The organism is Arenicella xantha (genome assembly GCF_003315245.1).
GTDB lineage: Bacteria > Pseudomonadota > Gammaproteobacteria > Arenicellales > Arenicellaceae > Arenicella > Arenicella xantha.
The window spans coordinates 52,779-68,773 of record NZ_QNRT01000001.1; the positions used below are offsets into that span (position 1 = coordinate 52,779).

Below are 15,995 nucleotides of genomic sequence, written 5' to 3' on the forward strand. Positions count from 1 at the left end.
AATCTATCTTTGAAATCGCTACTTTAGTGAAAATCCGCACAATCACGCTTTAAGCGTGACGCCGAACCTCGCCGTCGCCCTCAATATTTTCAACGCAACGACCGCATAACTCAGGATGAGCCGAAATCGAGCCAACGTCCGGTCGACGATGCCAACATCGTACACATTTCTGATCTTCTAACACACTCACTTTCAGCTTCAGGTCAGAGATCTCGCTCTGCACCGCATCACTTGGCGCGTCATCAAATGGCGCCAACGTCGCTGCCGACGTAATCAAAATAAACCGCAACTCATCGGACACCGACTCAAGCGCGGTCGCAACTTCGGCTTTTGCGAACAAACTGACACCAGCGTCGAGCGCAGAACCCACTTTGCCCTGCGTACGAGTCACTTCGATTTGCTTAGCGACTTCATTTCGTGCGTCGATGATGGTTTTCCAACGCTGGTCATCAACGGGATCAGCCGGCACCTCATCAAGCTCGCTATAGCGCGTAGCAAATAGCACTGACTGCTCGCGCTCACCGCGCATATGCCCCCAAATTTCTTCGGCGGTAAAACTCAAAATTGGCGCCAGACACCGCACCAAACTTTCTAGAATGTGCTGCATCGCCGATTGAGCTGACAAGCGAGCTTGCGACGATTGCCCCGTGGTATACAAGCGATCTTTTAGGATATCTAAGTAAAAACCGCCCATATCCACCACACAAAATTGGTGCAGGCGCTGATAGATTTGATGGAACTGATAGCTTTGGTACGACGCTTCTATCTGCTTTTGGACCTGCGCTGTCAACCGCACCGCCCACTGATCAATATCCAGCAACTCGTCGTATGGCAATACTTGTGATGGCTCGAAACCGTCTAAGTTGCCGAGCAAATAACGAACCGTATTGCGAATTCGGCGGTACGATTCACTGGTGCGTTGTAGAATTTCCTGCGAGATGGTCATTTCACTACGATAATCCGTTGCGGCGATCCAAAGTCGCAACACATCCGCCCCTAGCGTATTGATAACCTCTTGCGGGGCCATCACATTGCCAAGTGATTTGGACATCTTCTTGCCATCTTTATCGACCGTGAAGCCATGAGTTAACACGGTCTTATACGGCGCTGCACCGTTCATTGACACACTGGTCAACAGACTCGATTGAAACCAGCCACGATGCTGGTCTGAGCCCTCTAAATACAAATCGGCCGGCCGTCGCAATTCTTCTCGCGCATCGACCACACTGTGATGTGTAACACCTGAGTCAAACCATACATCAAGGGTATCAGTCACCTTGTCATAGGCATCGACGTCGTCACCTAGCAACTCACGATCATCTAGGTCATACCATGCTTGAATACCCTGCTGCTCAATTCGTTGCGCAGCCAACTCCATCAACTCGATAGTATTCGGGTGCATTTCACCCGTTTCTTTATGCAAGTAAATCGCAATTGGCACGCCCCAGTTGCGTTGTCGTGAGACACACCAATCGGGGCGATTTTCCACCATTGTGGTGATTCGTGCTTTACCCCAATCGGGCTCCCAATCTACCGTATCGATCGCCTTGATCGCCTGCTTACGCAAGCCTTTGTCGCCCGACAAATGCTCCATACCGATAAACCACTGCGCCGTGGCACGGTAAATCATCGGGGTTTTATGGCGCCAGCAATGCGGATAACTATGCGAATACTCGACGTGTTTTAGCAATGCGCCGTGCTCTGCTAAAACCTCGATAACATGCGGATTAGCTTTGAACACAAATTCGCCAGCAAATAGCTCAGTAGACTCGAGAAACGTGCCGTTAGAACTAACTGGATTGTTAACCGGAATGTCGTAACGCTTGCCAACAGCGAAGTCATCGCCACCATGCGCGGGCGCGGTGTGCACAGCACCGGTTCCAGCCTCAGTAGTAACATGCTCCCCTAAAATCACCGGCACCTGCTTAGAGTAAAACGGATGCTTCAGACTCAATAGCTCTAACGCTGCGCCAGTAAACCGCGCCAACACCGTGCCAGCCTCCAACTCGTATCTCGCCAAGGCGGATTCCATTAAGTCTTCCGCCAATATCAACTGACGACCACCGGTCGCCACCAATACATAATTTAGCTCAGGATGTAGCGATACCGCTTCATTGGCAGGCAAAGTCCATGGCGTGGTAGTCCAAATAACCACGCACGGGTCATGTAATTGATCAGCGGCCAAGCCAATTCGCTTAGCGAAATCAGCCTCGTCAGCCACCGCAAACGTTACGTCAATCGCTGGCGATACCTTGTCTTGATACTCTACTTCCGCCTCAGCCAGTGCTGACGCACAGGCTGGGCACCAATAGACTGGCATTAAGCCGTGGTAAAGATGCCCCGCTTCGACAATTTTCGACAAGCTGCGAACAATATTTGCCTCAGTCACGAAATCCATCGTCAAATAGGGGTTCTCCCAATCGCCCTGAACACCAAGCCGAATAAAATCAGCTTTTTGCGTTTCCACTTGACGTTGCGCGTACTCCCGACACTTCTGTCGAAAGGCTTTTTTGTCAATTTTTTGACCGGCTTTACCGTGTTTCTTTTCAACCTGAATTTCGATCGGCAAGCCATGACAATCCCAGCCAGGCACATATGGCGCTCGAAAGCCTTGCAGGTTGCGCGACTTAACAATAATGTCTTTTAGAATTTTATTAACCGAATGTCCGATGTGAATATTCCCATTAGCGTATGGAGGTCCATCGTGCAATACATAAGACTCGGCATTCTGCCGCTGCGACTGCAGCGCATGGTATACATCCAATTCTGCCCATTTCTTAAGAATCTGTGGCTCACGGTTAGGTAAGCCCGCTTTCATTGGAAATGAAGTCTTGGGTAAATTAATAGAATCTTTGTACTGACTTCCTGGTTTTTCTACAGTCATTATTTTTGATCGGTTTGACATCGCGTTGCTCAACATTGGCAGAAATAGATCGCGCCGCCAGTTTGAGGTTAATGGGGTATTTTATGTTAGTTAACGACTCACCACCAACCTGAAGCTGTGGCAATCGAAGATTTTTATGCAGATTTCTACATTATTAGCGCATCTCAGCAAATATTTTCCGCGCAGCTCGGGCATCGCGTTGAATTTGCGCTTTCAATTGATCGACTGAGTCAAACCGAACTTCCTCTCGCAACTTCGCGACAAACCGAACCTCGATGTTTTGGCCGTAGATATCGGCATCGAAATCAAACAAATGAACTTCCAGCCGATTCTCCTTGCCATCGACAGTCGGGCGGCGCCCAACATTAGCGACACCAGCCACCTCCGCGCCCTGCACTCGAGTAGAAACTGCGTACACACCATCAACTGGCAACACCATCTCTGGCAACACGATATTAGCGGTTGGAAACGCCAAAGTACGCCCCAGTTGCTGCCCCACCTGAACCTTACCTTGAATGGTATAGGGCCGCCCCAGCAATCGCTCGGCTAACTCAAAATCTCCGGCGATTAACGCCGTTCGTATACGACCACTACTTACGCGGCACCCTGCCAACTCAAACGTTTCGTGCGCCGATACTTCAAATCCAGCATCTCGACCAATGCGTTGTAGCAAATCAAAGTCACCAGCACGCGCTTTACCAAAACGAAAGTCATCACCAACGCAAACATGCCGCACACCCAGTCCGTCAAGCAAAACATCATTCACGAAACCTTCCGGCGAATAAGCGGCAAAATCTGTATCAAAAGGAATACACAACACACGCTCAACACCCAGTTCAAATAAGCGTTGCGCCCGCTCCTCAATCGTAGTGATGCGCTCTACTGAGCCGGGCGCAAAGAACTCCTTCGCTAACGGTTCAAAAGTGATTACCGTAGCTGGCGCTTGCAAACGCTGACTATGGGCGATTAACGTTTTAATCACGAACTGATGCCCGCGATGCACACCATCGTAATTGCCTATCGACACGACGCTCGGAGCGTGGCGGTCTTCAATTTTATCTATTCCAGTTATCAGTTCCACAATTTCAACACGCCCAATCAGGGTCAAATTCCTCTATATAGTCTGTAAGGTTCTGGCGATCTGATAAAGCCTTGTCATGCGTCCGAAACGAACCCAAGTAAAGTTCGGGGTAACGCCATGACAAACATCCCTCGCCAACATTAAACTCAACCACCCAAAGTCCTGACACGCGCGCACCGAGCAACTCTATCTTATCTCGCCAACGCGAAACCACTTGCTCATACTGCTGCTCGACTGAGGCTCTGCGCGGATCATTCGATAACATTTTTTCTAAGCGTAACCGGATCGGCGACAACTCTTCGTGATGCTTGTTAGTAATCACCTGCACCAGCGGCAGTAATTCGCGCGCTTCCACCAGATTGAAAAGCTTATCGCGTTGACCAATATCAGTTTGCAAGGCTGGCATTACGGCTTGGTCGAGGTTGGCGCTAACAACAATTGACGTGGTCGAACTCCTGTCAAGAATAAGGTCGCAAAGTAACTGACGGCACCAACCCCAACCAGCAACACAAGGTGCGCAAAACGCGTTAACAAGTCTCGTGCATACCAGACCTCCGGCGCGCTATTCAAAGCTTGAATAGCCACCACCATCACCGTCACCGCCAAGCCAACTCTGAGAATAAACCCCAACCAACCGCTTTGCGGCCGATAAATACCACGCCACCAAAGCACGCTGAATAACAGCGACGCATTGACCCATGCCGCCAATGAAATAGCCAGAGCCAAGCCGGTATGCTTATAAGTTCCCACCAACGACAAACTTAGCACCACATTACTCAACACCGAAACAATCGCGATCTTCATCGGCGTTTTGGTGTCTTGGCGAGCAAAAAAACCTGGTGCCAGCACTTTAACGAAGATGAACCCACTCACGCCCACCGCGTAAGCTTGCAGCGACAAGGCGGACATTTGAACTGACTCAATCGTAAACTGATTGTATTGAAAAATCGTAGTCAGTAGTGGTGTCGCCAATACATACAATGCAAACGTTGCAGGCGTGGCAATCAAAATGACCCAACGCAGCGCCCAATCAAGCATGGTAGCAAACCCTTCAGCGGAACCGGATTTGTGCTCCTTTGACAAGCTGGGCAACACCACAGTAGCTAGCGCAATGCCAAACACCGCAACTGGGAACTCCATCAAGCGTTCCGAGTAATACAGCCACGAAATGCTACCAGCGGCGAGAAACGATGCCAAAATGGTGTTGATAATGGTATTGATTTGCGCCACTGACACACTGAATATCGCAGGCAACATCAGGGTAAACACTCGGTGCGTTGACGCATTCTTTAAGGTCAAAACGGGGCGCGGCAAATAACCCGCCGCACGTAAACTCGGCAATTGAAATAATAGTTGCACAACTCCGGCGATTAATACACCAATCGCCAGCGCTTTGGTCGCATCCTGCAACAACGGAACCAACACTAGCAATGCAAGTATCATGCACAGATTCAAAATGACCGGCGTGGCGGCTGGTACTGCAAATCGATTCGTGGTGTTTAAAATTCCAGCCGACATCGCGACCAAGGAAATACAAAACAGATAAGGAAACATAATGCGCAGAGCTTCGACAGTATGCGCCACTTTGAGCGGTTCGTCGGCAAATCCAGGCGTAAACAACACGACTATCTCGGGCGCAAAGACAATCCCCAGTGTGGACAGCAATAAAGTGGCAACCGCAAGCACACCGGTGGTTGCGTTAACAAAACGCCGGGCCTCTTCGGTGTTGCGTTCAGTCAGCTCACTAAATACCGGAATAAACGCTTGAGAAAACGCACCTTCACCAAATATGCGACGCAAAAAGTTGGGAATCCGAAACGCAACGAAAAACGTATCAGACAGTGACCCGGCACCCAATATATTGGCCATCACCACATCACGGACCAAGCCGCTGATACGCGAAAGCAGCGTCATCAGGCTGACGACAGCCGTCGATTTTAGTAATTTCTTGGACACTTATTTATGGCTATCGTGGATTCGAGCGGCGACAGCCAGCAAAACTTGACAGGATCAGCATTGGGTCTTCACACAGCGTTATTTAGTAGGTATGGTCATTTTTTTGCAAGTATAACCGCTGACATAGCAGAAAAGTTAGAATACACGACCATCAAAGTCGATTACTTTGGTTTAACCCTTGACAATTAATTTCTAAATCTGCATATTCCCGATTCGATTTTAAGAGGTAAATAAACGTGGCAAATTCACCGCAAGCGCGTAAACGCGCCAAGCAAAATTCAGTTCGTCGATTGCGTAATCATTCGCAGCGTTCTGCTGTTCGTACAGCAATCAAAAAATTGGATGCAGCGATTGAAGCCGGCGACCAGGCAGTAGCAAACGAAGCATATGTGGCTTCTGTGTCAATGATCGATAAAGCAACGATCAAAGGCCTGCACCATAAAAATCGTGCTGCTCGTCTGAAAAGCCGTCTGAACAAACGCGTGAAAGAAATGGCCGCCTAATACGCGACTACTTGTTTCCAAAAAAGGACCCAACTGGGTCCTTTTTTATTGGCTAAGCTTTTATTGGCTAAGCTTTTATTGGCTAAGCCATTTTAGCTAAAACACGCTGAGATATTAAATAACGATTTAGTCGAGCTGAACTTCCAATAAGACTGGACAGCTTGATCCATCCGCTTGCCCGGTCATGACTCGCGCGCCTGAGACTATCGATGGACAACCAAGTTGTCGCGATGAATTAACTCATCGGGGCCACCGTAAGCCAGAATTTCAGTAATCTGCTCACTGGGCTTGCCAATAATCTTGCTCGCTTCGTCGGCATGGTAATTCACCAAACCGCGACCTACCTCATTACCTTCTGGATCAACACAACTGACTAACTCGCCGCGCTTAAACTGTCCATCAATCGAGGTAACACCGACCGGCAGTAAACTTTTTCCGGCTTCTTTAAGCACCTTTGATGCGCCCGCGTCCAAGTGCAGCGTACCGGAAATTTTCATTTGCCCTGCCATCCATTGTTTACGCGAGGCAACACGCTCACTGGCATGCAAATAAGTGCCAAGCAGCTCACCGGCATACAGCCGCTCTAATACGCGCTCCTCACGACCGTTTGCGATTACTGTGGAGGCACCCGACCGACTGGCCTTTTGCGCCGCCGATAGCTTAGTTAACATGCCACCGCGACCCAGCTTACTGCCACCAGAGGCCATGGCCATTAATGATTCATCATCGGCTTGCGCCTCAAACAACAACTCAGCATCCGGATTAGACCGCGGATCGGCAGTATACAGCCCGTTTTGATCGGTCAAGATTACCAACAAATCGGCTTCAACTAGATTCGCCACCAATGCGCCCAGACTGTCATTATCGCCAAAACAAATTTCATCGGTGGCAACGGTATCATTTTCGTTGATCACGGTGAGCACTTCCAACTCAAGGAGCTTAATCAGCGTACTTCGGGCATTCAAATACCGTTCTCGATTAGCGATATCCGAGTGTGTTAACAACACTTGCGCAATATTGATTCGATAAGGCTGAAAAGCATCTTCATAATGCCGAACCAATGAAGCTTGACCTACGGCGGCGGCGGCCTGCAATTCATTAACTTTAACCGGCCGGGCTTTCATACCTAACTGAGTCACGCCAGCGGCAACTGACCCAGAAGACACCAAAATTACGTCGATGCCTTTGTCACGCAAAAATGCAATTTGCTCAGCTAATTCCGTGATAGCCGGAATATGCAATCCTTTACCATCGTTGGTGAGCAGTGCGCTGCCAACTTTTATAATCCAGCGACGCTTATCCTTAATTGCACTTCGTTCGCTCATACCACTTCGTTAGGATCAGGTATTGAAACAAATACTTCTTTCTCAGCGGCCTTAAGTTCAGCATCAATATAATTCATGATGTCATTACAAAGCTGCTGAGTGCCATCACGGCTAATTGCACTAATGGTGTATACCGGACCATCCCAGTCCAATTCGGCCAGCAACTCCTTAACAATTCGCTCGCGGTCTTCTTCAAGCACGACATCGGTTTTATTGATCACTAACCAGCGGTCAAGCTGATCCAACTCAGCACCAGTTTGCTCACTGTATTGCTTCAATTCGCCGACAATAGTCCGCACGTCGTTCACTAGCTCAGCGTCTTCGTCACCGTATGGCGCTATATCAACGATGTGAAGTAATAACTTGGTTCGAGCCAAGTGCCGTAAAAACTGAATTCCTAAGCCCGCGCCTTCAGATGCGCCTTCGATCAGCCCGGGGATATCGGCAATAACAAAACTGCTACCCATCCCTAAACTTACGACACCCAATTCTGGATGCAACGTGGTAAACGGATAGTTCGCCACTTTAGGTGTGGCTTGCGACACAGACCTTAAGAAGGTTGATTTTCCGGCATTCGGCAAACCAAGCAGGCCAACGTCGGCCAATACTTTAAGCTCAAGCCGCAAAGTTCTCGAATCACCGGGTTTTCCCTTAGTGATCTTACGCGGCGCTTGGTTAGTACTAGATTTAAACGTGGTGTTTCCCAGACCACCGTCACCGCCTTGGGCAACTCGGACAACCTCGCCTACTTCGGTCATGTCGGCAATCAGCTCTTCGGTCTGAGCGTCATACACCATGGTGCCGATCGGCACGTCGATCATCAGATCGTCACCGCCTTGGCCGGTTTTGACTTTGCCGCCGCCGGTTTGACCGCCTTTAGCTTGGTAATGCCGTACAAAGCGGAAATCAGCTAAGGTATTAAGGCCTTCTACGGCACGCAGTAGCACACTGCCACCGCGACCACCGTCGCCACCGTCTGGTCCGCCTCTAGGGATATATTTTTCCCGACGGAAACTCAGGGCGCCATGCCCACCGTTACCCGCTTTTACGGAAATCTCTGCTTCATCTACAAAATTCATACCGCGGATTTTAACGGTTTTGTAGATCAATGTTTGTTTTATTTTAGCAATATGGAATACGGATTCTATCGCCGCACCCAATGCCTCACTTGCTTACTTGCAATTCTTCGGTTTTGGCAAGCCCGCATACTTACTCGCCGACTTAGTCGCGCCTTCTGGAAACAAACTCAAAAGGTATCGACTATTGGCATTCTCCTCGCCAAAAGCCTGTTTAAACACACGAATTACCATGCGAATCGGCGGTGGAATATTGTAGTCGTCGTAATATTCTCGGAAGTAATGAATTACCTCCCAGTGCTCATCAGTTAATTCAACCCCTTCAAGACTCGCAATATGGCGACCAAGCGCTTCGGTCCATGCCAATCGATTTTTAAGAAAGCCCTGCGCGTCAACAGCGTAATGCTGGCCGTTAAACTCAATTGATTCGGTCATTCTCGTTACCACGCTACGTGCTTATCATGTTCAGCGACTAACGATACAAAGCCATCCACATCTATCAGCTCAATGCCATTAATCGGCTCACCAACACCTCGTGCGATTGCGTCTTCACGCAAAGCAAACACGGCAATGCCAGCAGCCTGACTTTTAGCCGCAAACGACGCTAAAGTGGTGCTTGAATCAATCGTCAACACACCGTCTTCGATAAGCAATATAGCATCCCCCTTATTCGCAAATGCCACCTGCTCGAAGAGCCATGTCATACGATGCCACGACTGATTTATAGTATACAAAGTACTCAAAACGTAATCACCTTGTCATGTTGCTCAATCAGCGCCCTAACGTATTGGTCATCGGCCAACTGCACTTCGATCATCAAATTTTGCTTAGACAAGCCACGAGCTGTCAAACTGGTCGAGTGCGCATAGACGCGACTAATATCAAAATCCGCTAACGCGGCGAAGGCTTTAGTTACCGGCTTCATACCAACACTTGCCGCAGCCTGATTGCGCCTAATTTGGTGCACACCGTCATGGATAAACAGAATAGCCACTTCAATGTCAAACGACGCACCGATTAGAGCCGCATCGAGAGCTTCTTGACCAGACACATTAGAATAAGGCGCTTGTGTCACCACATACAAAAAACGACGCTGACTCATTTAAATGTCACCGTTCGATCTGCTTGCAAACATGCATCATGCAACACACCTAGACCTTCAACGCGAAAACTAGAGTGTAAATTGTGCGCAGCTTTAGCAAATTCGTGAGCTTGCGCGTCGCCCAGTACGCCCCTGCGCTCTCCGGCCGACACACAAATCACCAGTTCAATACCCTGTTTATCAGCAAGCTCGCCCCATGCTGAAGACGCGTCAAACTCATCCCCCAATGGCACAGATAGTGCTGAACCCTGCGTCACACCATCTTGATAGAAAAAGACTTGGGTTATGCTGTGGCCGGCGGCAATAGCTGCATTAGCAAACCGTAAAGCACTAAACCCGGCTTGCGTAGAAAACACCGCGCCGGTCACCAATAAATTGATTGCCGCCATTAGTTAAAATACTGCGCTTCTTCAGCGCGCATATCTTTTTTCGGCATTTGCAGGTAAAAGCCTTGAGACTGAATGTCGCCGATAACCTGGCTAACGTCAGCCTGCGGCAACTTTCGGTCAGCGGTCAGCTCAACTTCAACCACCAACGAAAGCTCACCAAGTAATTGTAAAATCACTTCAGGCAGTGCTGCTGGTGGTGCCGACTCCTCAAACTCATCAGGGAGAAACAAGTAATAGTCGTCTTTTTTAGCGCCCTTATATACGTAGCAGTTCATGGTTTTTCTATCGTCGTATGAGTTAAATTATTAAAGTTACACAGCGGATTCTATGAATAAAGCTAAGAAGACTCATGCCTTGCGGATCACAAAGCGTTCAAATTCAGTTCCATTTTCATCATCAGCGGCTACCATCGAATGTGATTCAAGCGTGTGTGGTAGATGCTTTAGCATCGCGTCAAAATCGCCTTTGGCGCTCGGATCAGTAGTCAACACCTCAAGATAGTCCCCGACCAACAAGGCTTTGAGTGCTTGTTTCGCACGCAACAACGGAATCGGACACCGCAAGCCCCGCGCGTCAACTGAGTGACTTATTTTGAATTGGTCTTTCATGAGTTTAATTTATCGTACAGTAGGCTTGGTGTAGACTTGAGCAATAATCCAATAATATCCACGGTCACTTATACTAGAAAACGCATTATTATCGGACGACGTAAACGAATCGCAATAGTACCAAGTCTCGCGCCGCCTGTTATTGAAAGTATCACAAGATTGACTATTTGATTTATCCACTCTAACTATGATTGACAGACGCCAGAGCTTCGCACGACTCACTCAAACCACCTTATTGTGGTCTTTTTTAACGTGCGCTATCGTAACTGCACCGAGCGGCTATGCCCAACGAGTCGATGATCTCGCAAGCTCTAAACAAGAGAGTTTAGGTGCCGCTGACCTTGCCACTGAACAAGCGCCATCCGACTCGCTGATTCGTCGCAACATAACGACACAAGCTGCGCAAGATCCATTTGACCAACTACCCGACCTAGGATCAAGCGCCGCCAGTTTTCTATCTGAATATGAATCGCAACAGCTCGGGCGCGCGTTTATTCGACAGTCTAGATCATTTTTGCCCTATATCTCTGACCCTGAATTAGTTGACTACATTAACCGCCTCGGCAATCGGCTATTGTCAGTCAGCGACGCCAACCATCCGTATCGTTTTTACCTTGTCGACAATCGCGTGATCAACGCCTTTGCGGTACCAGGCGGGCATGTTGTTATCCATAGTGGCATTCTGACCAAATCAGAAAGCGAGAGTGAATTAGCTTCGGTGATTGGTCACGAAATCTCGCATGTCACGCAGAATCACATCTCTCGAAAACTAGAATCGTCGCAGTACGACGGCTGGCTGGTGTTAGCCTCGGTACTCGCCGCCGCCGCATCCGGCAGTGGCGAAGTCGCCCAAGCCGCAATCGGCGTATCGCAAGCAAGTATCATTCAACGCCAACTGAGTTATAGCCGATCCTATGAAGCCGAAGCGGATTCCTTAGGTATTCGCTTGCTAAGCCGCGCTGGTTTTAACCCTGCCGCGATGCCGGTGTTTTTCAAACGTTTGCTAGACGAAAGCCGAGTCAGTGAATCACACGCCCCGGAATTCTTGCGCTCTCACCCGTTGACTATCAACCGAATCGCCGAGTCAGCTGAACGGGTTCGTGCTTACCCGCCTGGCCCACCGCAAGACGAAAGCGAGTTCTTGCTAATGCGCGCCAAGGCCAATGCCGGATATAACGAAGACCACGTTCTGGTTCGCGACCAATATCTAAGTCTCATTAATAGCGGTCAGAACACTTTACCGAATCGTTATGGATACGCTTTGGCTCTATCTCAAAATGGCGAATTTGATAAAGCCCGCGAGGAGATCAGCAAATTACTCGCTGACTACCCGGGCAATATTAGCGTCGAACTAATTCAAGCGGATAATGAACTTGAAGCCGGCAAAATTGAAGACGGTTTGGCTATATTGCGCAGGTTGTACGAACAACAAACAGCCAAAGGAAACCATTTGATCGACATCTACTTCGCCAATGCATTAGTGCTAACTCGCCACCACGACGAAGCCATTCCGATCTTGCAACAAGCACTATCAGTTAACCCTGATGAACCGTATTTGCACATTTTACTATCGCGCGCGCACGGTGAGAAAGGCAATGACTACGAAGCATATCGAGAACGCGGCGAATACCATTACCTACGCGGAAACTACAAATTCGCGGTGGAACAATACAAACGCGCGTTCCGCTTAACTAAAAGCGAATACCAGCGCGCAAGATTAGCCGCACGTATCGAAGAGGTAGAACAAGAACTAGCGGAGCTGGAAAAACTTTAATCAGGCTAGTTTAGTCGCCCCGCTATTTGTCACCTGCAGCAGCCTGGCTGTGGGAAGTTTTGGTCACCGCTCACATTGAGAATCAAAGAAACCGATTGTCGCTCCGGAAATAGCACCTCTGCAATCTAGCGCTGAGCTCTTTTTCTCTACATTGACACAAGCAGCCACGTCTAACTTAGCGGTTAATTGTGATACGCGCATGCACCATCTTATACAAAATTGGCAGCACGAATAGTGTTAGCAAAGTGGACGAAATAATACCGCCGATTACCACTGTGGCCAACGGCCGCTGCACTTCTGCGCCGGTTCCCGAGTTTAGCGCCATCGGCACAAAGCCAAGACTCGCAACCAATGCGGTCATCAACACCGGGCGCAGTCGGATCATTGCGCCTTCCACCACCGATTCGAGCAGATTGCCGGTTTTATGCCACAGCTCTCGTATAAACGTAAGCATGACCAAACCATTGAGCACCGCGACGCCGGACAACGCTATAAAGCCAACACCAGCCGAAATCGATAGCGGCATGTCACGCAACCACAACAAAACCACACCACCAGTTAAAGCGAGTGGAATGCCAGTGAAAATAATCAACGCATCCTTTACCGAACCAATCGCTATAACCAGCAGCGCCAATACCAACAATAACGTCAATGGCACAACCAAGAAAAGTCGCTGACTAGCTGATTCGAGTTGCTCGAACGCGCCACCGTAGCTCAGCCAATACCCATCAGGCAACACAACCTCACGACTAACGCGCTCTTTTGCTTGCGCAACAAACGACCCTAGATCACGATCTCTAACGTTGGTGGTGACCACGATCCGGCGCTTAGCGTTTTCTCTACTAATTTGGTTCGGCGCAGGCGCAATCTCCAGAGTCGCCACTTCGGAAAGCGGAACATAGTCACCGTTTAGCAAGGGAATAGGCAAATCACTTAACCCTCCAACATCGCTACGGATTGATTCAGGCAACCTCACAACCAACTTAAAGCGGCGATCGCCTTCAAAAATCGCCCCGGCGCCTTCTCCGCCAATGGCGGTTGCAAGTGTTGCCTGCAACTGCGATACATTCAAGCCATAACGAGATAAAGCCATGCGTTTAGGAACAATTGACAACATAGGCAAACCAGTTACCTGTTCAACCATAATATCGTCTGCACCATCCATGCTGGCGAGCACCGCACGAATCGCGTCAGCGGAACGCAGTAGTTGCGACATATCATCACCAACTACTTTAACTCCAAGGTCCGCACGCACACCCGATATAAGTTCATTAAAACGCATCTCGATAGGCTGAGTTAATTCATAGTTGTTACCGAGTTGACCATCTACTGAGGCGACGATTTCGGACGCTAGTTCGCTATGAGTTTGGTCTGGGTTAGGCCATTCGCTACGAGGCTTTAACATTATGAAGGTATCGGCAATATTGGGCGGCATCGGATCGTTGGCAATCTCGGGTGTGCCGATTTTGGAGAATACTGTTTTCACCTGTGGAAATTTAGCAACTTGATCTTCGAGTAAGCGCTGCATAGCAACAGACTGCTCAAGCCCCGTGCCTGGAATACGAATGGCCTGCAACAGAATATCTTCTTCATTGAGCTGGGGAATAAATTCTGATCCAAGCGTCGAGGCCAGCCAGCTCGTCAAAAGCACCAATAGCAATGCGGCTGAAAGCACCCAGCCACGCAACTTAAGCGCGCTGTTTAGTAGCGGTGCATAGATAGCTTTAGTCGCCCCATAAAAACGGCTCTCTTGGTCGCTAATATCACCCGTCATAAACACCGCTAGGGCAGCGGGCACCAAGGTTAATGACAGCACCAGCGCGGCCAGCAGCGCCATGATTACCGTAGCAGCCATCGGATGAAACATTTTGCCCTCTACGCCAGATAATGAGAACAATGGAATGTATACCACGGTAATAATCAGTACGCCGAACAAACTAGGCCGGATCACTTCATTGCTTGCCTGAAATACAAGTCTCAGTCTGTCATTTAGCGCTAATTTATCACCATTATTTTGACGCTGAGCTTCGGCGAGCCGACGAATCGAATTTTCGACAATAATCACTGCGCCATCAACGATCAAGCCAAAATCCAAGGCTCCTAAGCTCATTAGGTTTGCCGACACACCGGTTTGCACCATACCGGTTAAGGTGGCCAACATCGCTAACGGAATCACCGCTGCGGTGATCAGTGCTGCACGTATATTGCCAAGCAACAGGAACAACACAAATATCACGAGGAGCGCGCCTTCAACGAGATTTTTTTGTACCGTCGCAATTGCCTTATCCACTAGCGCCGTTCGGTCATAAACAGCCTCAACCTTAACGCCTTGTGGAAGCGATGGTTCGATCTCGACCAGCTTATTAGCCAACGCGCGTGATACTGACCGTGAGTTTTCGCCGACTAGCATCATGGCTCCACCGAGCACCGTTTCGACCCCTTTCCGAGTCGCCGCTCCGGTTCTCAATTCTCTGCCAATTGCCACATCCGCCACATCGGAAACGCGCACCGGCGCTCCCTCAATATTCTTTACAACAACTTGCTCTATATCAATGATGCTGTGGAGCTGACCTGGAGACCGAACTAACAACTGCTGGCCGTTTCGCTCTATATAGCCAGCGCCGCGGTTATCGTTATTGTTGAGAAGTGCTTGGCTAATATCATGCAGAGAAACCCCAAAGCTAAGCATTTTCTGGGGGCTTGGTGTAACGTGATACTGTTTATCAAACCCACCGATAGTATTTATCTCAGTCACACCTGGCACCAATGCGAGCTGAGGTTTTATGATCCAATCTTGAACCTCGCGCAAGGCCGTCACATCATACGGGCGGCCATCGGCCTGTAATGCGCCGGGCATCGCATCGACCGTATACATAAATATTTCGCCCAAACCAGTCGTAATCGGCCCCATTATTGGTTCGATTCCTGACGGCAACATACTTTTAACCGACGCCAGCCGCTGACTGATCATGTTGCGAGCGAAGTACAGATCGGTGCCCTCCTCGAACACTACCGTAACCTGCGACAAGCCATAGCGCGACAATGAGCGAGTGGATGACAACTGTGGAATTCCTGCGAGCGCTGTTTCAACCGGAAATGTAATCCGCTGCTCGGTTTCCAATGGCGAGTAGCCTTCCGCCACAGTATTGATCTGCACTTGGATATTTGTGATATCTGGCACAGCATCAATAGGTAGATTTGTATAACTCCAGCTACCTACACCCAACAAAATAAGGCTCATTGATAATACCAACCAGCGGCGCTCAATTGACAAGCGCATTATGGATTCAATCATTG

Annotated in this window: 15 protein-coding genes; 2 read left to right on the forward strand and 13 right to left on the reverse strand. The window is 49.1% G+C overall.

Features of this window, described 5'->3' with window-relative positions; genetic code table 11:
- Positions 1-49: 49 nt before the first annotated feature.
- From ileS to murJ, 4 genes are all read right to left on the reverse strand, one after another.
- Positions 50-2,884 carry an isoleucine--tRNA ligase gene (ileS, locus tag DFR28_RS00210; protein ID WP_113952294.1) on the reverse strand — a complete coding sequence of 945 codons (2,835 nt, stop codon included), beginning with the start codon at positions 2,882-2,884 and terminating at the stop codon, positions 50-52.
- A 154-nt stretch (positions 2,885-3,038) separates the two neighbouring features.
- Positions 3,039-3,965: a bifunctional riboflavin kinase/FAD synthetase gene (gene ribF / locus DFR28_RS00215; RefSeq protein ID WP_113953353.1), complete on the reverse strand. Its 927-nt coding sequence runs from the start codon at positions 3,963-3,965 to the stop codon at positions 3,039-3,041.
- A 4-nt stretch (positions 3,966-3,969) separates the two neighbouring features.
- Positions 3,970-4,371, reverse strand: a complete 402-nt coding sequence (locus DFR28_RS00220) for a DUF2203 family protein (protein WP_113952295.1) — start codon at positions 4,369-4,371, stop codon at positions 3,970-3,972.
- A complete protein-coding gene (gene murJ / locus DFR28_RS00225; RefSeq protein ID WP_113952296.1) occupies positions 4,371-5,921 on the reverse strand; it encodes a murein biosynthesis integral membrane protein MurJ in 1,551 nt (516 codons plus the stop codon). The genes DFR28_RS00220 and murJ overlap by 1 nt, the downstream gene beginning before the upstream one ends.
- Before the next feature lie 236 nt (positions 5,922-6,157).
- Between murJ and rpsT the strand changes: the two genes are divergently transcribed.
- On the forward strand, positions 6,158-6,424 hold the full coding sequence (gene rpsT / locus DFR28_RS00235; RefSeq protein WP_113952298.1) for a 30S ribosomal protein S20: 267 nt from the start codon (positions 6,158-6,160) through the stop codon (positions 6,422-6,424).
- A gap of 203 nt (positions 6,425-6,627) precedes the next feature.
- Here the strand turns inward: rpsT and proB are convergent, their stop codons facing one another.
- The 8 genes from proB to DFR28_RS00275 form a co-directional block, all read right to left on the reverse strand.
- Positions 6,628-7,749, reverse strand: a complete 1,122-nt coding sequence (gene proB / locus DFR28_RS00240) for a glutamate 5-kinase (protein WP_113952299.1) — start codon at positions 7,747-7,749, stop codon at positions 6,628-6,630.
- On the reverse strand, positions 7,746-8,828 hold the full coding sequence (gene cgtA, locus DFR28_RS00245) for an Obg family GTPase CgtA (protein WP_113953354.1): 1,083 nt from the start codon (positions 8,826-8,828) through the stop codon (positions 7,746-7,748). Before cgtA ends, proB begins: the two co-directional genes overlap by 4 nt.
- 93 nt (positions 8,829-8,921) lie before the next feature.
- A complete protein-coding gene (locus DFR28_RS00250; RefSeq protein ID WP_113952300.1) occupies positions 8,922-9,260 on the reverse strand; it encodes a TusE/DsrC/DsvC family sulfur relay protein in 339 nt (112 codons plus the stop codon).
- A gap of 5 nt (positions 9,261-9,265) precedes the next feature.
- Positions 9,266-9,568, reverse strand: a complete 303-nt coding sequence (gene tusB, locus DFR28_RS00255; RefSeq protein WP_342773261.1) for a sulfurtransferase complex subunit TusB — start codon at positions 9,566-9,568, stop codon at positions 9,266-9,268.
- A complete protein-coding gene (gene tusC / locus DFR28_RS00260) occupies positions 9,565-9,927 on the reverse strand; it encodes a sulfurtransferase complex subunit TusC (RefSeq protein WP_113952302.1) in 363 nt (120 codons plus the stop codon). The genes tusB and tusC overlap by 4 nt, the downstream gene beginning before the upstream one ends.
- Positions 9,924-10,316: a sulfurtransferase complex subunit TusD gene (gene tusD / locus DFR28_RS00265; protein ID WP_113952303.1), complete on the reverse strand. Its 393-nt coding sequence runs from the start codon at positions 10,314-10,316 to the stop codon at positions 9,924-9,926. Before tusD ends, tusC begins: the two co-directional genes overlap by 4 nt.
- Positions 10,316-10,591: a YcgL domain-containing protein gene (locus DFR28_RS00270; protein WP_113952304.1), complete on the reverse strand. Its 276-nt coding sequence runs from the start codon at positions 10,589-10,591 to the stop codon at positions 10,316-10,318. The genes tusD and DFR28_RS00270 overlap by 1 nt, the downstream gene beginning before the upstream one ends.
- 72 nt (positions 10,592-10,663) lie before the next feature.
- Positions 10,664-10,924 (reverse strand): sulfurtransferase TusA family protein, encoded by a 261-nt coding sequence (locus DFR28_RS00275; RefSeq protein ID WP_113952305.1) that lies wholly within the window; start codon positions 10,922-10,924, stop codon positions 10,664-10,666.
- A gap of 187 nt (positions 10,925-11,111) precedes the next feature.
- Here DFR28_RS00275 and DFR28_RS00280 point away from each other — a divergent pair, with 187 nt between their 5' ends.
- Positions 11,112-12,698 carry a beta-barrel assembly-enhancing protease gene (locus DFR28_RS00280; RefSeq protein ID WP_113952306.1) on the forward strand — a complete coding sequence of 529 codons (1,587 nt, stop codon included), beginning with the start codon at positions 11,112-11,114 and terminating at the stop codon, positions 12,696-12,698.
- Between the two features lie 175 nt (positions 12,699-12,873).
- On the opposite strand, the gene DFR28_RS00285 is transcribed toward DFR28_RS00280, so the two are convergent.
- Entirely contained in the window at positions 12,874-15,993 is a 3,120-nt protein-coding gene (locus DFR28_RS00285; RefSeq protein WP_113952307.1) for an efflux RND transporter permease subunit, read from the reverse strand.
- Between the last annotated feature and the right edge of the window lie 2 nt (positions 15,994-15,995).